Below are 25143 nucleotides of genomic sequence, written 5' to 3' on the forward strand. Positions count from 1 at the left end.
AGTACACCTGCCTCATTTTATGCCTTATATACCATTATCACCGCTTAATTCAAAAACATCATGTAGTGCATTAACAGCAGCATTTAAGTCTTTTTCATGAATAAGAACCCAGATAGTTGTATGACTATCTGCTGATTGTAATATTTGAACACCGGCATTCGTCAACGATTGAACTATCCTTGAAGCAACACCAGGAACTCCTGTCATACCAGCGCCAACTGCAGATACCTTCGCACAGTTATCTGTTATTTCAGGCTGAAAACCTAATGTCTCCAAGATATGCACCGCTTTTTCTTTATGTGCATTTGGAACTGTATAAATTACCCCTGTCGGCGAAATATTAATAAAATCAACTGATATACCAGCCTCAGCCATTGCTTTAAATACTTCAGACTGTAAACGATGCGCCTCTTCTTTAGTTTGTACTTTAATTTGGCTTATAGACGAAATATGAGCAATTCCAGTTATTAACCGGTCTGGAATATCTCTGTCTAATTCCTGCAATCTGGATGCAGTAACCAAAGTTCCTTCTTCCTGTAAGTAAGTTGATCTTACACGCATTGGAATTTTTGATTGCATAGCAATCTCAACAGCACGCGGGTGAATAACTTTTGCTCCCTGATATGCTAAATTACATATTTCGGTATACGTAACTATATCTAGGGGTCGAGCCGAAGAAACAACTCGAGGGTCGGCAGTCATTACTCCATTTACATCGGTGAAAATTTCAATACTTTCCGCTTCTAGTGCAGCACCTAAGGCAGCTGCTGTTGTATCACTGCCACCTCTGCCAATAGTTGTTATTTCACCAGTAGATGTTTGTCCTTGAAACCCAGCTACAACTACTACATCATGCTGTTCAAATTCCTTAAGGATTCGCTCTGTTCTTACCTCTTTTATTTTTGCTCGGTTATGATCCTCGTTTGTAATGAATCCGGCTTGTGCTCCAGTTAAAGCTGAAGCACTTATATGATTTTTTTGGAGTTCGTTAGATAAAACGACTGAAGCAATCGTTTCACCACAGGACATTAATAAATCAAGTTCCCGATCTGAATTATGATTCGAAGGAAAACCTATTAAATCCAATAATGTATCTGTAGCATATGGATCAGGTTTTCTTCCCAATGCAGATACAACAACAACTATTTTATAATTGTTAATTAGAGCATTTTTAATATGTTTAATAACATGATTTCTATTTTCTTCGGTCTGTACCGAAGTACCACCAAATTTTTGTACTAATACCTGCATTATTTCACCTCTAAATTAAAGCCAGTTATTTTTTATTAAACGGTCGGCAATTTGAATCGTGTTCCATGCAGCACCTTTTACTAGGTTATCTGATACAACCCATAAATGGAACCCTTTATTATTATCCAGATCTTTCCGGACACGACCCACAAAAACTTCTTCTTTGTTTGACGCACTTAAAGGGGTTGGGTACGTTTGTGTGCTTGGGTCATCCTCAAGTATTACCCCATCTGCATCCCTCAACACGTTCCAAATATCTTCTACTGCTAAACCTTCTTTCTCGACATCAATATAAACACTTTCAGCATGTGACGTAAAAAGAGGTAGTCTCACACAAGTAGCTGCTACAGGTAAATTTGGTGCATGCATTATTTTTTTGGTTTCATTAATCATTTTCATTTCCTCAAATGTATAACCATTCTCCTGAAATACATCGATTTGCGGAAGTGCATTAAAGGCAATTGGATAATGCTTTTCATCACCCTTCACAGGTAATAGTTCAGCAGTCATATCCTCATTATTTAGATATTGGTTTGTTTGATTTTCTAATTCATTACATGCCTCATTACCTGCACCGGAAACTGCCTGATATGTTGAAACAATTACACGAGATATGCCAAATGCTTCCTGAATTGGTTTCAAAGCAGCTACCATTTGAATAGTTGAACAGTTTGGATTTGCTATAATTCCTTTATGTGATTTAATATCTTCTTCATTAACCTCAGGTACTACTAGAGGAACTTCATTATCCATTCTGTAAGCACTTGTATTATCAACTACAACCGCACCATGTTTTACTGCCTCTGGTGCTAACTGTTTAGAGACAGAACCCCCAGCTGAAAATAAAGCAATATCTACGCCAGCAAAACTTTCTGGTGTTGCTTCTTCTACTGTTATTTCCTTATTTTTAAACAATAGCTTTGTGCCTGCTGACCGCTTTGATGATAAAAGTTTCAGCTCATTTATTGGAAAATTCTTTTGCTCAAGTATTTGAGTAATTTTTTGGCCGACTGCACCAGTTGCACCTACTACTGCAATATTATATGCTGTTTTCTTTGTCATTGTAATGACACCTCACTATAATAAGATTCTATTTATTTTACCATATTATCATACTCATGAGGTATAATTACAGGCTGAAGTTGTTTATACTGCATCGCATGTTCAACAGTATCAAGCAGATAGCCCATGTCTGCAACCAATGAATTCGGTTTTTTAATCGGATCGTCCTGGCCATATGGAATAAAATAAATAAATTTTGTTGCCATTAATCTCATTAAATTTACACCATTTAACCCAAGTGCATCATTAGTAGCTATTCCAAGAACCACTGGACTCTGATTTCGCATTGTTGCCTTTGCAGCCATTAATACCGGGGAATCAGTTAATGCATTTGCCATTTTGCTTAATGAGTTTCCGGTTAATGGAGCAATTACCATACAATCCAGAGGTAATTTTGGGCCTAATGGTTCCGCCTCAGGCATTGTTGTGATTACACTTTTACCTGTAATGGATTCTATTTTCTTAACATGGTCTTCTGCTTTGCCAAACTTGGTGTCTGTGGTTCTGACAGTATACGTTACAATAGGTATTACATCTGCTCCAGCTTCAACCAGACGTTCTAATTGCGGAAATACTTTATCATACGTACAATGTGATGCTGTAACTCCAAATCCAATACGCTTTCCCTCTAATGACATTATATACGTTCCTCCTCATTAGTTAAAAATTGCTTGATTACATCGGCCAGAATTTTGCCTGCAGTCTTTGGTGCTACTATACCCGGGAGGCTTCTGGCTAAAATCGCCTTAATACCACGCTGGTCAGCATAATCGAAATCAGTACCGCCAGGCTTTGAAGCAAGATCAATAATAAACGCATGTGACGGAAGCTGTTGAATGGATTCCTTTCTAACTACTTTTGCTGGAATCGTATTAATTAATAAGTCGCAATTACTTGTATGCTCATGTAACTTATCAAATGGAATAGCTGTATGCCCCATCTCAGTTATTCTGGCGAGATCCATAATACTTCTGGCACACACAGAAACCTTCGCCCCAAGAGCCGAGAATTTATTTGCTACAGTATTGCCCACTCTGCCAAATCCTACAACGATCACTCGTGACGAATGTATTGTATAGTCTGTATGCTCTATTGCCATCATAATTGTACCTTCTGCAGTTGGAATTGAGTTGTAAATGGCTACATCATCCCGATCGAATAATGGTATCAGGGAAACATGAAGTTGATCGGTAACAGCAGTTAAAAAGTCGTTTGTTATTCCAGTAAATACAATCGATGATTTTTTTAATTTAGAAAACCACTGTTTTGTTAATTGAATTTCCTGATCGGAAAAAACGGTCTCAACATACCCATCACTATTTGTTCCAGTTATTGGCAGAATAACTGCATCTAACTTTTCCTGCTCCAATTCACCAATATCCACCTGTTTTAATCCTGTGAACCCTTGTTCTAACTTATCGAATCCAACTAAAAAGATGGTTGTATCAGGCAGTGTCTGCAACTGTCGTATTAATTCCAGGTAACGTGCATCTCCACCTATAACGGCAATCAATTGATTCATCGTTGAAAAACCCCTCCAGACATACTTTCACTAAATTCATTTCTTTATAGCTTATGTGCATATCATGGGTTAGTGATTAGATGAAACAAAAAAAAGGCCAGTATCATAAAAATGACACTAGCCTTCCTCGTAGGTACTTCTTTAATCGATTTCAATCATGATCATATCTTCGCCAATTTTTTTAATTGAACTCCATCTGATTTTTGTCTCTTCGCCTTCTTTCTTTAATCCAAACCATTTGTAATTAGGAATGACAAACGATTCAATTTGACCTGTTCTTTCATTGATTTCAAGATCTGTTTGACCTAATATACCCAACCGTGATCCATGGTTGACATTAACAATTTCCTTACCGCTAATATCCTTATAGCGCATATGATCGCCCCCATGATTTCTAGCTATTAGTATATATATGCCATTTAAGATAATCTATGATCAAGAAGACGTATTAGGTGCAATTAATGCACTTGATGGGGATTGTTCGAATATCGTCTTAATTACATTCTGTATTTTTTCGTGATTAACTGCATCAATCTCCTGAATCATATCATCTAAAGATCGATGCCTGTTTAAGAGTAATTCGTTCCTTCCATTACGACTCATCCGACTGCTGGTACTCTCCAAACTTAGCATGAGATTCCCTTTTAACTGTTCTTTACTATTTTTAAGTTCTTTATCAGTTAAGCCATTATTTATAAGCTGCTCCACAGTTTGATTTATTGTATCTTGCAATTGCGGTAATTGATCATTTCCTGTTCCAGCATAGATAGTCAGCATTCCACTATCCTGAAATGATGCATGGTAGGAAAATACAGCATATGCTAATCCCTGTTTTTCTCTGACTTCCTGAAAAAGCCTTGAACTCATGCTGCCGCCCAGTACATTATTCATGATGATTAAGCTGTACAAATTCTCATCTCCGACAGCCAAGCCATTATATCCCAGGCATAAATGAGCTTGTTCAGTATCTTTGTTACGTTCAATATTATTTGCTAAGAATTCAGGTTTCTTTAATTTTGCACGCTCTGAGTCTGATTCATAATTGCCGAAATAACTTTCGACTGTTTTAATAAATGATTCATCTACATTACCTGCAACAGAAACTACTACATTTTGAGGTGTATAGCTCTCTTTTATATATTTCCTCAATGAATCCGGTTTAAAGGATAATAACTGTTCTTCAGATCCTAGTATCGGGTAGCCTAATGGGTGCCCCCCATATGAAGCACGTGCCAGAATATCATGCACAATGTCATCTGGTGTATCTTCATACATTTTAATTTCTTCCAAAACCACCTTCTTCTCACGTTCCATTTCTTCTTCATCAAAGGTAGAGTTAAAGAACATATCAGCTAAAATTTCCAGAGCATATTCCTTATGTGAGTCAATAACTTTAGCATAAAAACAAGTGTATTCCTTCGATGTAAATGCATTAACCTGTCCGCCTATTGCATCAAAAGCTTCTGCAATATCCTGTGGGGATCTTTTTTTTGTCCCTTTAAAAAACATATGTTCGAGAAAATGCGAGATTCCATTTGTTCGCTCGGACTCATTCCTTGATCCAGTTAGTATCCAAATTCCTATTGTAACAGATCGTACAGCAGGTATATTTTCTAAAACAATTCGAAGTCCATTATTACTAGTATGTTTCTCTATCAATGTATTTCCTCCTAATGTCCATCCAAATGCTATCTTTCCTCACTAAGTAATGAAGTAATAGTTCCAATCTTATAACCTTTTTCTTTTATATTCACAATTAGCGAATCTAATCCTTGTGCTGTTGAGGAAGTAGGGTGCATCAATACTGTCGCACCAGGATGGATGTTGTTGTTTACTCGGTTCATCATAACAGATACAGATGGATTCTTCCAATCGATGGTATCTACACTCCACAGAATTGTCTCCATGTTCATTTCGTGTGCAATTTTAACTACTTGATCATTATAATTACCGCTTGGCGGAGCTAGCCATTTTGGTTTATTATTAGTAATTGCCTTGAGAATTTCATTTGTTCGGTTTATCTGTTCGGTAATTTGTTGTTTCGATAACCTTGACATATCCGGATGATTATATGCATGATTACCTATTACATGACCTTGTTCATCAATCATTTTGACAAAATCAGCATTTTCCTGCGCCCATTTACCTTCAATAAAGAATGTTGCTTTAACGTTATGCTTTTTTAGAACGTTTAGTATCGAAGGAATATACTCATTTCCCCATGCTACATTGATTAAAAATGAAACCATATTTTTTTCAGGGTGGCCACGATAAGTTGGAGCTGCTGGTAGCTCATCGTATGTAACTTCAGGTGGAACCTGATTATATACAAGTAGTGTTTTATCAAAAACACCACCCTTTTTCATTTGCTCAAACGATTTATCTATGTCTACACGGACACCATTTAATCCAGGTATTTTCTTCCACACTTTATCGATTATTGCATTTTCAGGAGGTTTTCTGTAATCAGTACTTTTTGTTCTAATTTTTTGATAAAGAGAATCCTCCGATTTGGATACAGTATAAGAAAATGTTTCAGCATCGTTCAAAATAAATGGGTTATAGCTGTTGTTAAATGCCAAACCTACAATAATAACGAATACGCAAAAATGAACAATAGAACGGTATCGATACATTCAAATCCCCCCTCATTCATTAATATGAATGTAAGGGACAAGATATGTAAATAAAAAGAGTAAGCACCTATTCGGTACCGTGCTCGCACATCGCTCGTGGGTCAACGTTGCCACAGGATGTGGTGGTTTTAGTCGAACATCCTTTATTTCATAATCGTAGACACGGAGAGGGACGTCCACTTGGCGCTAGGCGCTGGCCGGTGAGAACGCCACGTCCTGTGGCGTCACCGGCACTAGTACGTCCTGTACGTCGGGGCTGGACGTCGCTGATTCTGATGTCCAATTATCCACAGCACTTAAATTTTATAATTTCCTGGTATACAAATAAAAAAAGAAACTGGCATTCCAGCTTCTTGTTTCATTAATTCATTTACATACTTGATTTTTCACTTTTTTCTTTTTCTTCTTTTAAAACCGCTTTTCTTGAGAGGTTAACCCGACCTTGATTATCAATTTCTTTAACTTTGACCATAATTTGATCACCAATTGATACGACGTCTTCAACCTTGTTAGTTCGTTCTTCTGCCAGTTCAGAAATATGAACCAAGCCGTCTTTTCCTTTAAATAATTCCACAAACGCTCCGAATTTCTCAATACGTTTCACAGTACCCAGATACATTTGTCCTGCTTCAACTTCCCGTACAAGATCTTCAATAATCTCTTTTGTTCTTTCATTCATGGAAGCATCGGTTGATGATATAAACACACTTCCATCCTGTTCGATATCAATTTTTGCTCCTGTTTCTTCAATTATTTGATTGATTTGTTTCCCACTTGGTCCAATCACAGAACGGATTTTATCTGGATTTATTTTCATCGTTAGGATCTTAGGTGCATATTGTGACAGCTCAGATTTTGGCTCTTTAATTGTCGCAAGCATGGATTCCAGAATATGCATGCGGCCTTTTTTAGCCTGGGTTAATGCTTCTTTCAAAATTTCTTTTGAAAGTCCATCAATTTTAATATCCATCTGGAGCGCTGTAACACCTTTTTCAGTTCCGGCTACTTTAAAGTCCATATCACCAAGTGCATCTTCCATACCTTGAATGTCTGATAATATTGTATAGTCTTCACCAGATTTAACAAGACCCATCGCAATACCGGCAACAGGTGTCTTAATTGGTACACCAGCATCCATCATTGCTAAAGTGCTTGCACAAATACTTGCTTGTGATGTAGAACCATTCGACTCTAAAACCTCAGATACTAAACGAATTGTATATGGGAAGTCTTTTTCTGAAGGAATGACTTTTTCAAGGGCACGCTCACCTAAAGCTCCATGTCCAATTTCACGACGACCTGGTCCTCTTATTGGTCCTGTTTCGCCAACACTATATTTGGGGAAATTATAATGATGCATAAAACGCTTGGACTCTTCTAAATCAAGACCGTCCAAAATTTGTACATCTCCTAATGCCCCTAAAGTACACACACTCAAAGCCTGAGTTTGTCCACGTGTGAAAAGACCAGAACCATGAGTCCTTGGTAAAACGTTAATTCTCGATGATAACGGACGTATTTCATCTACTTTACGGCCATCTGGACGTACTTTTTCTTTAGTAATTAGCCGACGTACTTCTTCTTTCACCATTTTTTCAAGTGTAGCTTTTACGTCGCTAATAACTTCTTCATCGGCTTCTTCGTATGAAGCTAATATCTCATTCTTCACATTACTGATTGCTTCTTCTCGGGCGTGTTTTTCTTCTACTTTAATTGCTTTCTGCAATTTATCTTTAGCTTCAGACTCCACTTTTGCAGCAATGTCTTCATCAGTATCAATTAATGGCATATCCGCTTTTTCAACGCCTACAGCTGCAATTATTTTCTCTTGAAATTCAACAAGGCGAATAATTTCCTTATGTCCAAACATGATGGCTTCAAGCATAACATCTTCTGGTACTTCCTGTGCACCAGCTTCAACCATGTTGATAGCATCTTTTGTACCTGCCACAGTTAATTCAATTTCACTATTCTTTTGTTGCTCAACGTCAGGATTAATAATGAACTCACCATCTACAAGCCCAACGTTCACTCCTGCTATTGGTTCAGAAAGCTGGATATCAGAAATTCCCAATGCAATAGAAGATCCTATCATTGCAGCCATTTCGGATGAACAATCCTGATCAACACTCATTACCGTACTGATAACTTGTACTTCATTTCTATAGCCATCTGGGAAAAGTGGTCGAATTGGTCTGTCAATTAAACGTGAAGTTAGTGTAGCTTTATCGCTTGGGCGACCCTCTCTCTTAATAAAGCCTCCAGGTATTTTCCCTACAGCATATAAACGTTCTTCATAATTAACAGTTAATGGGAAAAAGGGTAAGTCTTTCGGTTCTTTGGATGCTGTTGCTACTGATAACACAGAGGTATCACCGTAGCGAATCATACATGCCCCGTTCGCTTGTTTTGCAAATTCTCCTGTTTCAACGATAAATTCCTTACCGGCAATTTCAGTGGAGAATTCTTGATTTTCTTCTGCCATTGTAATAGTACTCCTTTCAATATAAAACATACTACCATTCATTTTATAGTTAATAAGCTAAAATGTAAATTTTATGTATTAATTAAGTATTAAAAACTTGGTTTATTGACAAACCTTTGTATTCAATAGTTGCACCTATTTCAGATAGGAAGTTTAATATTTTCTTTACTAAGTTTCAAAAATACTTTTAATCATCATTTATCCGAACAATATGGCGAACTAATATTTTACCATTCGTTAATTCGAGGTACTATAATCGCTAAATATCACTGCGGGAGGCGACTCTTGCGGGAATAGCATGTGCCTTGAGACCCCACAGTGCGATAGCACGAGGAGGCTCAAGCCATGCCCGCAGAAATCGTCCGCCCGCAGTTGGATATCAACAAGCCTAGCACAATTACAAATAGTTTGGTTTTACTGCTTTATTTTTACTACGAAATAGATTTATCTGCTAAAAAAAGCAGGATTGCTCCTGCTTTTTAAAACACTTATCGGCGTAGGCCGAGTTTTTTAATTAGTTCACGATAACGAGTAACATCATTATTACGTAGGTAATTAAGCAAGTTACGGCGTTTACCAACCATTTTCAAAAGACCACGACGTGAATGATGATCTTTTTTATGAACACGTAGATGTTCATTTAGTTTTGTGATTTCTTCAGTAAGTACAGCAATTTGTACCTCTGGAGAACCAGTGTCATTTTCATGAACTTTGTGCTCACTAATAATTTCATTCTTACGTTCTTTTGTGATAGCCATCTGGCTCACCTCCAATAATTTATTAATATCCCCATTCCCCTAGCAAACGTCGGAGTTACGATATGCCAAGCGATGGTTTTACGATTTTAAGCTTACATCTTTTTTACTCAAATTGCAAGTGGTAAATCAAAGAAACATTAATTGCAAAAGTAACTGCGGACACACTTTTCATCATTTTCTATATGATTTACTAACTCCTGAACACCATTAAATTTTTCCTCTTCCCGGATAAATTTATGCCATTCAACATTCATTACTTCACCATATAAATCATTATTATAATCAAATATGTTAACTTCTACAGATGGTTCAGTTCTCTGATTTGTAAATGTTGGATTATATCCAATATTTGCCATTCCTTCATATACTTCATTTTTATAAAGTACTTTTACTGCATAAACACCAACTTTGGGTAGTAACGTATCTGAATTAACCTTTATGTTCGCAGTTGGATAACCAATCGTTCTCCCTCGTTGTTCTCCTTCAACAACAACACCTTGTATAGTAAGTGGTCTTCCTAATAAATTATTAGCTTTTTCGAGCTCACCACTCTGGAGAAGTTCTCTGATTCTGGTAGAACTCACTTTTTCACTATCCAATTCTACTTTGCCTATTGTTGTATAATCAAATAAACCTCTTGTTTGGTCTTGCATCAATTTCATATTTCCCTGACCCTTGTGACCATAAGAAAAATCAAATCCCGCAACCAAATGTTTTATTTTTAAGCCAATAATAAAATGATCTATAAATTGCTGTGGTTCAAGTGACGCTAATTCCTTATTAAAGGTAATAACATAAAGACGGTCAACATCCAGTTGCTGCAGAATTTCCTGCTTCTCTCGTAAAGGTGTGATATATCTTACATGTGGTGCATTTTTTTTTAAAACAACAGATGGATGCGGATGAAAAGTAATAACTGCACTTTCCATGTTTTTATCCTTCGCTTTGGATACTGCTGTTTGTATAACTTTCTGGTGACCTTTGTGAATACCATCAAAGAAACCTATAGCCGCAACAGTCTCCGGCAGCTCTTCTAGTACCAATGTATGGGGATGTGTTAATTCAATCGTTCGCAACGCGCTTCACCTACTCTTTTTTCACTCTTTAAATACTCGGATTGGCTTTATAAGATATGGATTTTCAGGATGTATTTGATAAATCGCCAGTACTTGATTATCAAACATGATGACAAATGGATTTGACTTAGTAACGTTATCAGGCTTTGACAATTTTTGACCATAGAGTACTCGTTTTTTTGTGTTTTCGTCTACATTAATATGTTCCAAATGGCTTAAACCTTTTGAAATTGGCAACAGTAACTTTTCTTGGTTCGCCAACTCTACGGATTCGTCAATAGCTTCAAATGTTACTGTTTCTTCTTGTTTAATAATGCCTGTTTCTGTTCTTACCAAGTGTGACATATGTGCAGGATAGCCTAGTTTCTTACCAATATCTACACAAAGTGTTCGGATATATGTACCTTTTGAACAGATTGCCTTTATCTTAAAGCTATCTTTATGGTCTGTATTATCTATATGTGTAAGCTGATAAATAACTACTTTACGCTGTGGCCGTTCTACTTGCTCATTGGCTCTTGCATACTCATACAGTTTTTTACCGTTTACTTTGACTGCTGAATACATTGGGGGAACTTGTGTGATTTCTCCCCTAAACAATTGTAACACGTTTTCGATTGACTGTTTAGACGGAAAATTTACTACTCTGCTTTTCTCGATAGTTGCACCATGACTATCTTCAGTTTCAGTAGCGACCCCAAGCTTCACTTGTGCTATGTATGTCTTTTTGGTATCAGTCAAATAAGGTACAATCTTGGTTGCCTGTCCAATACAGATAGGCAATACACCTTCAACCTCAGGGTCAAGAGTTCCTGTATGGCCCACTTTCTTTAAGCCAAATTTCTTTCTAATCGCTATCACACAATCATGTGACGTCATTCCTTTTGGTTTCCATAAAGGCAATATACCATTCATCTAACCAGCTCCCAAGACTAGAGTATCGTACATGGAAAAATCTGACCCACCTATCATTTCTGTGGATCAGATTAATTCATTGCATATTACTTATTTTTGTTTAAATCACGTAGAATTGTTTCGATACGATTCCCATATTCGTATGCTTCATCAAATTCAAATGTAATTTCTGGTGTTTTCCGTAAACGGATACGATTCCCAATTTCAGATCGGATAAATCCTTTAGCTTTAGCTAATCCGACAAGTGTATCATGTTTCTTTTGTTCATCACCCAGAACAGATATAAAAATCTTCGCTTGTTGTAGGTCACCAGTTACGTCTACATCTGTTACTGTAACAAATCCAACACGTGGATCCTTGATTTTTTTACTTAAAAGCTCACCTAATTCTTTTTTCATTTGCTCTGCGACCCGATTTGAACGAATGTCACTCATTTTGATCACCTCTATAAGTTGACGACCTGATAATTTGATTATACATGCTCAACATCTGTAAGTGTCCGCTCCAGTTCATCAATTGTGTCAATAATTCGTAAACCTTCCTGAATAACCTGTTCAGCATGTTTCTTTTCATTGGAAACTGTTACAACTCCAAGCTTTGTACGTTGCCATAAATCATGATAATCCAACTCCGTTACTGCTACATTTAATTCATTACGCAGTTTAGCCATTAAACTTTTGATAACAGAACGTTTTTGCTTAAGTGAATGACCTTCGTAAAGAATGCATTCTACTTCAGCATAAATTATCATTTGCGTTCAATCTCCTCCATGACAAATGCTTCAATTACGTCGCCTTCTTTAATATCATTAAACTTTTTAATTGTGATACCACATTCATAGTTTTGTGCAACTTCCTTGACATCATCTTTAAAACGTTTTAACGCATCTATTTCGCCTTCAAACTGTACAACACCGTCACGAATAAGGCGTATTCCTGAATTACGTGTAATCTTACCATCTGTCACATAACTACCAGCGATAGTTCCAATTTTGGAAACCTTGAATATTTCGCGCACTTCTGCCTGACCTATAACTTTTTCTTCATACTCAGGATCCAGCATACCTTTCATTGCTAATTCTATCTCTTCAATAACTTTATAAATAACACGATGTAAACGGACATCTACCTTTTCTGATTCAGCAGCTTTTTTCGCATTTGCATCTGGTCGTACATTGAACCCAATTACAATTGCATTTGAAGCCGACGCTAAAATTATATCTGATTCAGTAATTGCACCTACACCAGTATGAATAATTTTTATTTTAACGCCTTCTACATCAATCTTGCTCAATGAAGATGCCATAGCTTCTGCAGAACCTTGAACATCTGCCTTTATTATAATGTTAATATCTTTCATTTCGCCTTCTTTAATCTGATCGAACAAATCATCGATGCTTACTTTTGTTTGTTCCGTACGATTCTCCTGGATATGCTTTTGCTGACGAGCTTCACCAATTTGGCGTGATTTCTTCTCATCCTTAAATACCAGGAATTGATCGCCCGCTTGTGGTACATCGTTCAATCCAGTTATTTCAACTGGAGTTGATGGACCAGCTTCACTAATCCGTTGACCCAAGTCACTAACCATCGCACGAACACGACCAAAAGTATTTCCAACAACAACTGATTCGCCAACACGTAAAGTTCCATTTTGTACTAATAATGTAGCAACAGGTCCTTTTCCTTTATCAAGCTGTGCCTCAATTACAGTACCAAAAGCATCGTTGTTTGGATCTGCTTTTAATTCTTCTACTTCCGAAACAAGTTGAATCATTTCAAGCAGATCATCAATTCCTTCATGTTTGACAGCAGACAAATTAACAAAAATTGTACTGCCGCCCCAGTCTTCAGGTATGAGTTCGTATTCCGTTAATTCCTGCATGACACGATCTGGATTAGCGCCTTCTTTATCCATTTTGTTAACTGCTATAATAATTGGAACTTCAGCAGCTTTCGCATGGTTAATAGCCTCAATTGTCTGTGGCATTACACCATCATCCGCTGCAACAACTAATATAGCAATATCCGTAACTTGTGCACCACGTGAACGCATGCTGGTAAACGCCGCATGTCCTGGTGTATCAAGAAATGTAACTTTCTTACCTTCGCTTTCTATTTGATATGCCCCTATATGCTGCGTAATACCTCCTGCTTCGCCTTCCGTTACTTTTGTATGGCGAATCGCATCCAATAATGTTGTTTTACCATGGTCAACGTGTCCCATAATCGTTACAACAGCAGGTCTTTCGATTAAGTTAGCCTCATTATTTTTTTCCCGATACTTATCAAAGTCGGTATCTTCCAGAATTATTTCCTTTTCTACTTCCACATCATACTCTGCACAAATAAGCTCAACTGCATCATCGTCAAGATCCTGGTTCTTTGTAGCCATGACACCAAGGAACATTAGCTTTTTAATAATTTCTGATGCATCTTTATTTAACTTAGCTGCCAAATCACTTACAGTTAGTGTTTCGCTGTAAGTAATATGTTTAGGCGTTTCCTTAACAGCGGGCTTTTGCTGCTGCTGAGGTGCCTGATTGTTCCTTTTTGAATTTTTACCATGCTGATGCTTTTTGTTATTGTTCTTCTGACCTTTTCTTTGCTGAGCCTGTTGTGGCTTGGGGTTGTTATTAGACTTCCCATTATTACTTGGTTTATTTTCTTTTTTTGATTGATTGGCAGCTTTATTGTTACTGCTGTTATTTGCTGGTTTATTTGATGAATCCTGCTTCTTTTGTGTTTCCTGAGATTTCTCTGATCCGAATTTTTCATCCAACTTTAATATCGTATCAATCGAGATTGTCGACATGTGGTTGGATACCTCGACATTTAATTCTTTTAAATAATTTATTACATCTTTACTGGTCGTTTTATTTTGCTTTGCATATTCATATACACGCATCTTGCTCATACGTCCACCCCCGAATTTAATTACCCGAGTAACGATTTGATTTTAGTGGCAAATCCTGCATCTAAAATAGCTACAGCTACTCTTTGTGATTTTCCAATAGCATTTGATAAAGTTTCTCTATCATCTGCTATTAAAAATGGTACTTCATATGTTTTGCATTTGTCCGTTATTTTTTTTCGTGTTTGGGGACCGATGTCACTTGCCAAAAGAACAAGTTTTGCTCTGTTTTGCCTGATATCTTTCAAGATTGTTTCTTCCCCTAAAGAACACTTTCTAGCCCGATAGGCTAAGCCAATTAAATTTAAGTAATTATTTTTCATCATTTTTTCCTTCAACTAGTTGTTTAAGGTCTTCATATATTGATGGTTCAATTTTGGTATTTAACTGACGACTTAAAATTCCAGCCTTTTCAGCCTTTTCAATAACAGATAGATCATTGGATACATATGCTCCACGGCCATTTTTTTTGCCAGTTGGATCAACAAAGACTTCTCCTTCTTTGTTACGGACAATACGAATGAGATCTTTCTTTGGTTTCATTTCATTAGTTACTATACATTTACGTTCTGGTACTTTCCGTTTTTGCGCCATTACAGAACCTCCCTATTCGAACAAGCCATCTTCCTCATTGTCAGAATAAGCATCAGCATCTTCTTCGTCATCTGTTAAAAGCCCTTCCTTACGAGCTTCTGACTCACTTTTAATATCAATCTTCCAGCCGGTTAATTTAGCTGCTAGGCGAGCATTTTGCCCACGTTTTCCAATAGCTAGCGATAGTTGATAGTCAGGTACAATTACAGTTGTCGCCTTATCTTCTTCATTTACCAATACCTCTACTACCTTCGAAGGACTTAAAGCATTTGATACATAGACAACGGGGTCTTCTGACCACTCTACAACATCTATTTTTTCACCTTTTAGTTCATTAACAATTACTTGTACTCGCTGTCCTTTTTGGCCAACGCAAGATCCAACTGCATCAATTTCAGGGTCATCTGCATGAACGGAAATTTTAGAACGATCCCCAGCCTCTCTTGCCACTGATTTGATATCAACAATACCTTCATAAATTTCTGGGACTTCCATTTCAAACAGGCGCTTTAATAATCCTGGATGTGACCTTGAAATATAAATTTGAGGTCCTTTACTCGTATTCTCCACTTTTGTTACAAAAACTTTTATACGGTCATGAACATAGTATTCTTCAGTAGGCATTTGCTCCGCTTCAGCTAGCTTAGCCTCAATTTTTCCAAGGTTAACATAGACAAAGCGCGGATCTTTACGCTGAATAATCCCTGTCATAACATCTTCTTCACGATCAGAGTACTCGCTGAATATGACGCCACGTTCCGCCTCCCTTACCCGTTGTGTAACTACTTGTTTTGCGGCTTGGGCTGCAATACGTCCGAAGTCTTTTGGAGTTACCTCAACCTCAATAACATCTTCAATTTGATATTTGGGATCAATTTCTTTTGCCTGATCCAATGAAATTTCCTCTTGGGCATCTTCTATTTCTTCTACTACCGTTTTACGTGAAAACACGCGCATTGTACCGGACTGTTCATCAATATCAACCCGCACATTTGTAGCAGATTTAAAGTTTTTCTTATAAGCTGATATTAGCGCTGCTTCCAACGCTTCCATTAGAATATCCTTATCAATACCCTTTTCTTTTTCTAGAAAATCAATCGCTTCAAACAACTGACTGCTCACTTTTATTTTCCCCCTTATAGCGTAACGGCTAACCTTGCTTTAGCTATATTATTAATTGGAATTTCAACTAGCTTTTTTCGGGTTTTTACTTTATATTCGATCGTTGCAATATCATCCGTAAAATCCTTCAATATACCTTCGTATTCTTTCTGACCATCTATTGGTTCATACAATTTTACGAAAACATTATTATTTACATTCTTTTCAAAGTCATCCTTAGACTTTAGTGGACGCTCGACACCTGGAGACGAAACTTCCAGATAATAGGCTTCTTCTACTGGATCAGCTTTATCCAGTTTTTCGCTTAACTGTTCAGAGACAGTACCACAATCCGCTATATCAACGCCACTCTCACTATCAATATAAACGCGAAGAAACCAGTTCGGTCCTTCTTTTACGTATTCAACATCTACTAATTCCAATTCTTTCTCCTGTAAAATCGGCTGCACCAATTCTTCCGTTGTTTTAATTACATTGGAACTCAAAATTTATCCTCCTTTATTCAGTTGTTTATAGTTCTATTATGAACCATCACACGACATTTCATTTGCAACATATCCATAATAATACAAATCCCCTGCCGGAAGATGTGGCAAGGGAAAGTAGTCAAAGTGCAAATTGCAAAGATAGTAGTATGAAGAAAGAGTGGGGTTCTCCCACTCTTCTAACCGTTCGTATCATTTCTTACCACTATTTACTATATCATACTAGGACTGATGTTGCAAGAACGGTGAACAATTGTTCATACATAGCTGTATTATATCCGAATTCTTACTGATTATAATAAAAGGTTAGTATCGGCCAAGGTGTTAGCTGTTAATTATAATTTAATAATCTTTTCGCAAGAGTTTATTCTTCGCAGTTGATATAAACTGCGAACTACTTTTTAAAAAGTTTGAGTGTTACTATACCGCTCCGGAAATACTCTCCGCGCACCTAGGGCGGCTGATGAGCCTCCTTGCTCCTACGTCGCTGCGTAGTCCCATCTAGGCGCAAGCTCCCACAGGAGTCTACGTGTATTTCCTCCGCTGTTGACTCGAGTAGGAATCGCTATAGAATAATTATGTGACAGCACTACACTAGTCCGGGTGAGCGGAGGGCGGTGACTCCTGCGGGAACAGCAACAGCTGAAGATCCCGCAGGAAGCGGTTTTTGCTTCCGAGGAAGCTGAAGCGTTGCTCTAAAGTGAGCATCCGCCCGGAGCGATCCCGGATGGCGGCGTGAGAGTTTATAGAGATTATTCTGGCAGTTACTTCGCAGTTTATATCAACTACGCAATAACCTCATTAACTTGATAAAGCAACAATCTTTTAGAAAATAGTCTAATTTACAGTTGTATCGTTCATTTGCAGGTAGCCGTCCAGTGCCTGCTGCAACGAGCCTTTTGTTTCAAAATTTTGACCAAATTCTACTTCAAGCACCATATTTCTGACTAAATCAGGACGTAAACCAGTTATCACTGCTTCGCATCCCATCATAGAAATACCATCTAATAATTTCAGAAATAATTGCAGAACCTCTTTTTCCATTTCAGCAATTCCAGACAAATCCATAATTAATTTTTGTACATGTCTCTGTCCAATTTCCAGTAATACTTTTTCTTCAATAACAGTAACTCGATTTCTGTCCATAGTACCTATTATTGGCAATATGCTAATCTTTGAGGTTATTGGAATAATTGGAGCAGATAGGTTATCTACTAATTTACGCTGTTCTTCAATTAGCTTATCTTTATAAGTCGAATAGTTAATAAAGAACCCATTAAGAAATTTATCAATTAAATCATTTATCTTACTTTCCATATAGTAAAACGCTTCAAGACTGTTAGTTTTTTCGGTAAATCTATCATGTTCATAAAGAAAATTCCATAATGTTCTGCGGATCGCTTGAATCCACTCAATTTTTAACGCTAATGTCAGAGAATGTTTTGCCCATGCAATACCCTCCTGCTCAGCAAAACTCACTACCTCATCTTTTTTCTCATCAACCACAAACAAGACTAACTTATGAGCATTCTCCAATAGGTTAATATTTCCAATCATTTGAATTTCTTCAATCTTATCACGAACATTATTTGCCTCTGCCAGAAGTTGACTTTCGAAAGTTTGTCTGTTGTCAATTAAAAATTGTCGGATCGGTTGTCCTACTTCATATGTTAACTCCATAAGTGATCACTCTCCTTTTAGGAAATTTAGATAATATCAGCTATTTCATGCCCTATTGTTAAGATTAAGCATTTGCTCAAGACAATAATTTACTGGTGCCAACAACATAATTTAACAGATATATTAAAACAGTGACAGCTGATTCTTTTCGGCCATGCCTTCTAAACATCCGTGATTGTCAAGATACTCCAGAACCGTTTTAGAAATTTTACTACGCTGCCGAAGATCTTCTTTAGAAAGAAATTCCCCATCCTCACGTACTTTAACAATATTAATAGCTGCGTTAGTACCCAATCCATCAACCGCGTTAAATGGTGGTATTAATGAGTTACCATCGACTATAAATTCAGAAGCAGCAGACTTATATAAATCAACTTTTTGGAAAGTATAGCCACGTTCACTCATCTCAAGAACCACTTCCAGAACTGTAGAGAGATTCTTTTCTTTAGGTGTTGCATCATTTCCCTTAGCCACGATACCTTCAATACGCTGCCTTATCACATCTGATCCTTTAACCATTGTATCCAACTCAAAGTCACCTGCTCTTACAGAAAAATAAGCGGCATAAAAGTATATTGGATAATGAACCTTAAAATACGCAATTCGAACTGCCATTAGAACATACGCCGCAGCGTGTGCTTTTGGAAACATATATTTAATCTTTTTACATGATTCAATATACCAATCCGGAACTCCGTTTTTTTTCATTTCATGAATCCAGTCATCCTGTAACCCTTTGCCTTTACGGACAAATTCCATGATCTTAAAGGCAAGTGAAGCATCAAGGCCCTTGTGCATTAGGTATACCATAATATCATCACGACACCCGATAACATCAGGCAATTCACAAATACCATCGTTGATAAGCTCTTGCGCATTGCCCAGCCATACATCTGTACCATGCGATAGACCAGATATCATTACCAGCTCAGCAAATGTGCTTGGTTTTGTATCCTCCAGCATCTGCCGGACAAATTTTGTCCCAAACTCAGGGACACCTAATGTCCCGGTTTGACAGTTAATTTGTTCCGGTGTTATTCCAAGTGATTCCGTACCGGAAAAAATCTTCATCACTTCTGCATCATCTGTCGGGATTGTTTTGGGATCGATTCCACTCAGATCCTGCAGCATCCGAATTACGGTTGGATCATCGTGCCCAAGTATATCAAGTTTAAGCAAGTTATCATGAATGGAGTGAAAATCAAAATGTGTTGTTTTCCACTCACTTTTTCGATCATCAGCCGGAAATTGAATAGGTGTAAAGTCATATATTTCCTTATCATCCGGGACAACAATAATTCCGCCTGGATGCTGACCTGTTGTTCGTTTGACCCCTGTGCAGCCTTGTACTAGACGATCAACTTCAGCATTTTTATAAACTAACTGTTTATCTGACGCATAACCTTTCACATAGCCATACGCCGTCTTTTCAGCAATTGTACCAATTGTTCCCGCACGATAGACTTTCTCTTCTCCAAACAATTCTTTGGTGTAATTATGTGCTCTTGGCTGATATGCACCTGAAAAATTTAAATCAATATCGGGTACTTTATCACCTTTAAATCCGAGAAAAGTTTCAAAAGGAATATCTTGTCCATCTTTTGTTAGAGGGTTACCGCAATGCGGACAGTCCTGATCAGCTAAATCAAAACCGCTACCGACAGACCCATCTGTAATAAATTCATGATGATGACATTCCATACAGACATAATGTGGTGGTAATGGATTTACCTCGGTTATTTCAGTCATGGTTGCTACTAAAGAAGAGCCAACAGACCCTCGTGAACCTACCAGGTATCCATCGTCCAATGATTTTTTTACTAGCTTATGAGATATTAAATATATTACTGCAAAACCATGTCCAATAATACTTGATAGCTCTTTTTCAAGTCGATCAACAACAATTTGCGGTACAGGATCACCATAAATTAATTTTGCCCGATTATAGCACAGATCACGCATCTCTTGATCTGCACCCTCAATTGTTGGTGTGTAAAGCCCATCCTTAACAGGGGAAATCTCTTCAATTTCATCTGCCAACTTACTGGTATTTGTTACTACTATTTCGTGGGCTTTTTCTCCTCCTAAAAAGTTGAAACTATCAATCATCTCATTTGTCGTACGAAAAGGTGTATCCGGTAATGTTTGCCTATTTAATGGATTACCAGCCTGTGAAGCAATTAATATTTGACGATAAAGTTTATCATGTTCATCTATATAGTGTGCATTTCCTGTTGCTACCACAGTTTTGTTTATACGATTTCCCAAATCTACTAATTTGCTTAAAATATCCAGTATCTGTGCTTCATTCTGAACGAGATCTTTTTCAATTAAATGGGCATAATTAGCTGGTGGCTGGACCTCGATATAATCATAGAATTCTGCTGCTTTCTCCGCTTCATCTGCTGATTTTTGCATCATCGTTTCAAATACTTCACCTTTATCACATGCAGACCCAACTAAAATTCCATTTCGCAGCTTTTGCAGCAGTGATCTAGGTACTCGCGGAACACGATAGAAATAATCGATATGCGCATATGAAACTAGCTTATACAAATTCTTCAAACCTTCTTCTGTTTTAGCAACCAGTGTGCAATGAAATGGACGAGAACGCTGATATGCATTACCTTCTCCCATGTGATCATTTAGCTTGTTGTGGTTTGTAATATCCTTTTTTAGAAGTCCTTGTACTAATTTCCATAATAAATAGCCAGTTGCCTCTGCATCATAGATAGCACGGTGATGCTGGGTTAATTCAATATCTAAATGTTTACACATCGTATTCAGTCGGTGATTTTTTAAATCAGGAAATAAAAATCTCGCAAGCTCAAGCGTATCGATAACTGGGTTAACAACTTTTTTATAATCAATTTTTTTAAATCCCTGGTTTAAAAAACCGATATCAAAACTGGCATTATGTGCAACAAGAATGCTATCTTCCATCCATTCATAAAAATCTTTAAGGACATCATCAATTTCAGGAGCATTTTTCACCATATCATCTGTAATTCCGGTTAAATCCGTGGTTGTTTGTGACAATGGATGATGAGGGTTCGCAAATGATTCGAATCGATCGATTACCTCACCCTGATGAATCTTAACACCTGCAAGTTCAATAATGGTATCATATACCGCTGAAAGACCTGTCGTCTCCACGTCAAATACAACATAAGTTCCATTTTTCAAATCAACATCATGTTCGTTATAGGCAATTGGAACACCGTCATCAACAACATTTGCTTCAACACCGTAGAGGATTTTAATCCCATGTTTTTGACCAGCTGCATGCGCTTCCGGATATCCTTGAACACCCGCATGATCGGTAATAGCAATTGCCTTATGCCCCCAGGAAGCTGCCTGTTGTATAAGAGCTGAGGGGGATACGACTGCATCCATTTGGCTCATTGTTGTATGTGCGTGTAATTCAACTCGCTTTTCGTCTTCCGGAGCTGTATCCTTTCGCGTTTCTACCTTTACTTCATGGATATCAGTAGCCATCATTGCCAATTCATTTGTGAACATATCGGTTTGAATACTGCCTCTAGCTTTAATCCAAATACCCGATTTCACATGTTCAAATTTCTCTGCATCCTCATCACCTTTTGAAAACATCTTTATTTGTAATGAGTCCGTATAATCTGTTGCTTTAACAATTAATAAACTTCTTCCGGAACGTAACTGGCGAATATCTGTAGCAAACACATAGCCTTGTACAGTGACCCGACGTTCCTCATCCTGGATCTCTTCCATTTGCAATGGATCATCCTGAATTTTATAACCAAGCATTAGCGGTTTATTTTGCTCGTTTTTCTGTCTGTCCTGATCACGTTTTTCTTTTTCCTGAACAGTCTTTAAAACCATTTCCTGATCTTCTAGAGCTGTTTTTTCTCTGAACTTTTTCAATTCAGCCATTTCAGTTTTAACATCAATCACAAGAGAGTATGGATTTGTTCCAATTTTTTTGCAATAGTCACGAAATGGATCTTCCAAACGTTTTTTCAGTGCATTGCCTTCTGCTTCGTTTCTTGCAGTTAACATAATCTTATTATTCTCTACCCGCGGTACCTGGTTATGTACTAAATCTTTATAAGCAGGTGATAAGTTTGATATAGTTTGAAGAAAAGACTGCCAATAATCACAAATATTCTTATTATCACATTCCTTTTCCTCGGCATATAACGTCAGATCAATTTGAGCAAATTGCTGAAAGGTTTCATGTAATTTTGTAAGAAGTAAAGTATGAATTCGCGTTGGCAGCACTCGCTTGATATTAATATGAAAATGCCAGGTTTTAACCTGTTTATGGACTTCCAGTTTATTCAATTCACTATCTTTAAAATAGGCTTCCTGATAATCTTCTGGCATTTCCACCTGTTTTAATAATAAAACCATTTTCTCTCTTTTTGAAATATCCATCATGTTTTCCTCCTGATTATAGTTATGGAACTATAATGATGGAAAACCCTTGCCATTTGGACAAGGGTTTTCAACTGTTCTAAAGCATAAACTAAACTTTATAAAAATAATCGCTGAATGTCATTCCATGTCACAACAATCATTAAGAGCATTAATAATGCAAAACCAATAAAATGAACAATTCCTTCTTTTTGTGGATCTATCGGCTTACCTCTAACCGCTTCAAGTGCAACAAAGAGTAATCTGCCTCCGTCGAGTGCTGGCAGCGGAACAAGATTCACGATTCCTAAGTTAATACTCAAAATAGCAGTCCACATTAGAAAGGTCATAATTCCTGCCTTCACAAACTGATCTGTTGCATCATATATACCAACAGGTCCAGATAATGTTTCAATTGGCAACTGACCTGTGACTAGCATTCCAAGGTTAGTCAAAATCAACTTAGTTGTTTCATATGTCCGGGTAAATCCATATTTAACAGTTCCGGTAAATGACTTCTCAAAAGCCCGCTGTACACCTACTTGTCCAATTGTCATACCTTGAGTCTCAATCTTTTTGGGTGTTACTGTAATTGATTCTGTTTCACCATTACGCTGAATTGTCATGCTGAGCTCTTTTTCTGGATTATCGCGAACAATTTCCGTAAATTTTCCCCAAGTTGAGACTGAGTTACCTTCAATCTGAACAATTTCGTCTCCTTCTTGCAGCCCTGCTTCTTCTGCTGGACTGCCTTCTTGTATCCCGGAAACTAAAGCTCTATCGACCGGAACACCCTGAATAAGTCCAACAATAAAGAAAATGACTATTGCCAGGATAAAATTCATCATTGGCCCAGCAAACAATTGCATAGCACGTTTAGGAATACTCTTTGAAGCAAACTGTCGATCATATGGTGCGATTTGAGTTTCTTTTTCATCCATAACATAAAATGCTTTAGGATCTACTTCAAAACTAAATTTTTGATCTTCTTCATCGATTTCATATCCCTCAATAAGCAGCTTATGATCTAAATCAGCATGTTCTACCTCTATAACGCGAGCATTCGGATGCTTTGCTTTATTGTTTACGATAATTTTACTGACTTTTTTATTCCCGTTAAATTCCAATCCGATATGCTGTCCTGGCTTAATCTCAACAATCTCCGGATCTTCACCAGCCACTCGAACATATCCTCCAATAGGCAATAAGCGGATTGTATAAACTGTTTCATTCTTGGTAAATGCAAACACTTTTGGACCAAAGCCAATAGCAAATTCACGAGCAAGCATACCAGCTCGTTTTGCAAATATTAAATGGCCAAATTCATGTATAAATACAAGCAGGCCGAACATAAAAATAAACGCGATTACTGTGTTCAAAAGAAGCACCTTCCTTTAATCTGATTAGGAATAACTTTGACTTCTTATCTAATAATTCTACACTTAACTTAATTCTTTGTTCAAGCTAGCCATTCATATAAAATGGATGAAGTGTAATATCGGTAACACAAACAATAAACTATCTAACCTGTCCAGTATCCCTCCGTGGCCAGGAAGAATATTACCGGAATCCTTCACATCATAATGCCGCTTAAGCGCAGATTCAACTAAATCCCCAATTTGTCCTGATATTGATACTAAAACTGTAACACCAATAACCAGCATCAATGAGTCAGAAAATGGTTCAATAAGATAGAAAATGATAGCTACTACACACGCTAGGATGATACCAGCGGCTGCTCCTTCAATTGTTTTGTTAGGACTAATTTTAGGCCAAAGTTTTCTTCTGCCAAAGGCTTTCCCTCCGAAATATGCACCAGTATCTGTGGCCCAAATAACAAGCAACACATAAAATAAGAAGACTAAACCAGCATCCTGACGTGTTTCAATCAGGTAAAAGAACCCCATTCCGATATATATAGTTGATAATAGAATAAAACCAGCTTCATCAAAAGTAAATTTATTCTTAACTAATACAGTATATGACAATAGTAATAAAACAAACATCATAATTACTTCTGATTTTGTAACCCAAGAAATTGGGATGGAGCCTAATATAAGCCACAACAGCGCGATTGCTAAAACTGCAGGTACAGAGTATTTACCAATTTCGCGCATACGCATTAATTCTACTAAACCTATAGTAGCAAGTATATAGACAAATATTTCAAAGGGTTTGCCACCAATTAAAACAAATGGTAAAAAAACTATAATTGCTAAGATTGCTGTTTGAATTCGTTGTTTCATGTT

The 25143-nt window shown here is 37.3% G+C and carries 23 protein-coding genes; 1 reads left to right on the plus strand and 22 read right to left on the minus strand.

Annotation, left to right across the window (positions count from 1 at the left end; all coding sequences use genetic code 11):
* Positions 1-24: 24 nt before the first annotated feature.
* From dapG to ACE1TG_RS05690, 8 genes are all read right to left on the minus strand, one after another.
* On the minus strand, positions 25-1251 hold the full coding sequence (gene dapG / locus ACE1TG_RS05655; protein WP_375051394.1) for an aspartate kinase: 1227 nt from the start codon (positions 1249-1251) through the stop codon (positions 25-27).
* Between the two features lie 15 nt (positions 1252-1266).
* Positions 1267-2313: an aspartate-semialdehyde dehydrogenase gene (gene asd, locus ACE1TG_RS05660; RefSeq protein WP_375051395.1), complete on the minus strand. Its 1047-nt coding sequence runs from the start codon at positions 2311-2313 to the stop codon at positions 1267-1269.
* A 32-nt stretch (positions 2314-2345) separates the two neighbouring features.
* The gene (dpaB, locus tag ACE1TG_RS05665; protein ID WP_375051396.1) at positions 2346-2951 is read right to left on the minus strand and encodes a dipicolinate synthase subunit B; all 606 of its coding nucleotides are present in this window, start codon (positions 2949-2951) and stop codon (positions 2346-2348) included.
* Positions 2951-3835, minus strand: coding sequence for a dipicolinic acid synthetase subunit A (gene dpaA / locus ACE1TG_RS05670; RefSeq protein ID WP_375051397.1), 885 nt, complete (start codon positions 3833-3835; stop codon positions 2951-2953). Before dpaA ends, dpaB begins: the two co-directional genes overlap by 1 nt.
* A gap of 141 nt (positions 3836-3976) precedes the next feature.
* Positions 3977-4210, minus strand: coding sequence for a YlmC/YmxH family sporulation protein (locus ACE1TG_RS05675; protein WP_375051398.1), 234 nt, complete (start codon positions 4208-4210; stop codon positions 3977-3979).
* 60 nt (positions 4211-4270) lie between these two features.
* Entirely contained in the window at positions 4271-5494 is a 1224-nt protein-coding gene (locus tag ACE1TG_RS05680) for a M16 family metallopeptidase (protein ID WP_375051399.1), read from the minus strand.
* 29 nt (positions 5495-5523) lie between these two features.
* Positions 5524-6471 carry a polysaccharide deacetylase family protein gene (locus ACE1TG_RS05685; RefSeq protein ID WP_375051400.1) on the minus strand — a complete coding sequence of 316 codons (948 nt, stop codon included), beginning with the start codon at positions 6469-6471 and terminating at the stop codon, positions 5524-5526.
* Between the two features lie 370 nt (positions 6472-6841).
* Entirely contained in the window at positions 6842-8956 is a 2115-nt protein-coding gene (locus tag ACE1TG_RS05690; RefSeq protein ID WP_375051401.1) for a polyribonucleotide nucleotidyltransferase, read from the minus strand.
* A gap of 345 nt (positions 8957-9301) precedes the next feature.
* Here ACE1TG_RS05690 and ACE1TG_RS05695 point away from each other — a divergent pair, with 345 nt between their 5' ends.
* Positions 9302-9439, plus strand: coding sequence for a hypothetical protein (locus ACE1TG_RS05695; protein ID WP_375051402.1), 138 nt, complete (start codon positions 9302-9304; stop codon positions 9437-9439).
* Between the two features lie 5 nt (positions 9440-9444).
* On the opposite strand, the gene rpsO is transcribed toward ACE1TG_RS05695, so the two are convergent.
* From rpsO to ACE1TG_RS05765, 14 genes are all read right to left on the minus strand, one after another.
* Positions 9445-9714, minus strand: a complete 270-nt coding sequence (gene rpsO, locus ACE1TG_RS05700) for a 30S ribosomal protein S15 (protein ID WP_375051403.1) — start codon at positions 9712-9714, stop codon at positions 9445-9447.
* Positions 9715-9851: 137 nt separating this feature from the next.
* Positions 9852-10790 carry a riboflavin biosynthesis protein RibF gene (gene ribF, locus ACE1TG_RS05705; protein ID WP_375051404.1) on the minus strand — a complete coding sequence of 313 codons (939 nt, stop codon included), beginning with the start codon at positions 10788-10790 and terminating at the stop codon, positions 9852-9854.
* A gap of 21 nt (positions 10791-10811) precedes the next feature.
* On the minus strand, positions 10812-11705 hold the full coding sequence (truB, locus tag ACE1TG_RS05710) for a tRNA pseudouridine(55) synthase TruB (protein WP_375051405.1): 894 nt from the start codon (positions 11703-11705) through the stop codon (positions 10812-10814).
* Between the two features lie 86 nt (positions 11706-11791).
* Complete coding sequence (gene rbfA, locus ACE1TG_RS05715) at positions 11792-12139, minus strand: 30S ribosome-binding factor RbfA (protein WP_375051406.1); 348 nt, start codon at positions 12137-12139, stop codon at positions 11792-11794.
* A gap of 38 nt (positions 12140-12177) precedes the next feature.
* Positions 12178-12456 (minus strand): DUF503 domain-containing protein, encoded by a 279-nt coding sequence (locus ACE1TG_RS05720; RefSeq protein ID WP_375051407.1) that lies wholly within the window; start codon positions 12454-12456, stop codon positions 12178-12180.
* Positions 12453-14621, minus strand: coding sequence for a translation initiation factor IF-2 (gene infB / locus ACE1TG_RS05725; RefSeq protein WP_375051408.1), 2169 nt, complete (start codon positions 14619-14621; stop codon positions 12453-12455). The genes ACE1TG_RS05720 and infB overlap by 4 nt, the downstream gene beginning before the upstream one ends.
* Positions 14622-14641: 20 nt before the next feature.
* Positions 14642-14941, minus strand: a complete 300-nt coding sequence (locus tag ACE1TG_RS05730; RefSeq protein WP_375051597.1) for a L7Ae/L30e/S12e/Gadd45 family ribosomal protein — start codon at positions 14939-14941, stop codon at positions 14642-14644.
* Complete coding sequence (gene rnpM / locus ACE1TG_RS05735) at positions 14931-15212, minus strand: RNase P modulator RnpM (protein ID WP_375051409.1); 282 nt, start codon at positions 15210-15212, stop codon at positions 14931-14933. The genes ACE1TG_RS05730 and rnpM overlap by 11 nt, the downstream gene beginning before the upstream one ends.
* Before the next feature lie 12 nt (positions 15213-15224).
* Positions 15225-16334, minus strand: a complete 1110-nt coding sequence (gene nusA, locus ACE1TG_RS05740; protein WP_375051410.1) for a transcription termination factor NusA — start codon at positions 16332-16334, stop codon at positions 15225-15227.
* A gap of 14 nt (positions 16335-16348) precedes the next feature.
* A complete protein-coding gene (rimP, locus tag ACE1TG_RS05745; RefSeq protein WP_375051411.1) occupies positions 16349-16819 on the minus strand; it encodes a ribosome maturation factor RimP in 471 nt (156 codons plus the stop codon).
* 837 nt (positions 16820-17656) lie between these two features.
* A complete protein-coding gene (locus ACE1TG_RS05750; RefSeq protein WP_375051412.1) occupies positions 17657-18499 on the minus strand; it encodes an STAS domain-containing protein in 843 nt (280 codons plus the stop codon).
* Between the two features lie 123 nt (positions 18500-18622).
* Positions 18623-22915: a PolC-type DNA polymerase III gene (locus tag ACE1TG_RS05755; protein ID WP_375051598.1), complete on the minus strand. Its 4293-nt coding sequence runs from the start codon at positions 22913-22915 to the stop codon at positions 18623-18625.
* Positions 22916-23013: 98 nt separating this feature from the next.
* Entirely contained in the window at positions 23014-24273 is a 1260-nt protein-coding gene (gene rseP, locus ACE1TG_RS05760) for an RIP metalloprotease RseP (protein WP_375051413.1), read from the minus strand.
* Positions 24274-24366: 93 nt separating this feature from the next.
* Positions 24367-25140, minus strand: a complete 774-nt coding sequence (locus ACE1TG_RS05765; protein WP_375051414.1) for a phosphatidate cytidylyltransferase — start codon at positions 25138-25140, stop codon at positions 24367-24369.
* Positions 25141-25143: the final 3 nt, after the last annotated feature.

This window comes from Virgibacillus sp. JSM 102003, from assembly GCF_041949995.1.
GTDB lineage: Bacteria > Bacillota > Bacilli > Bacillales > Amphibacillaceae > Lentibacillus.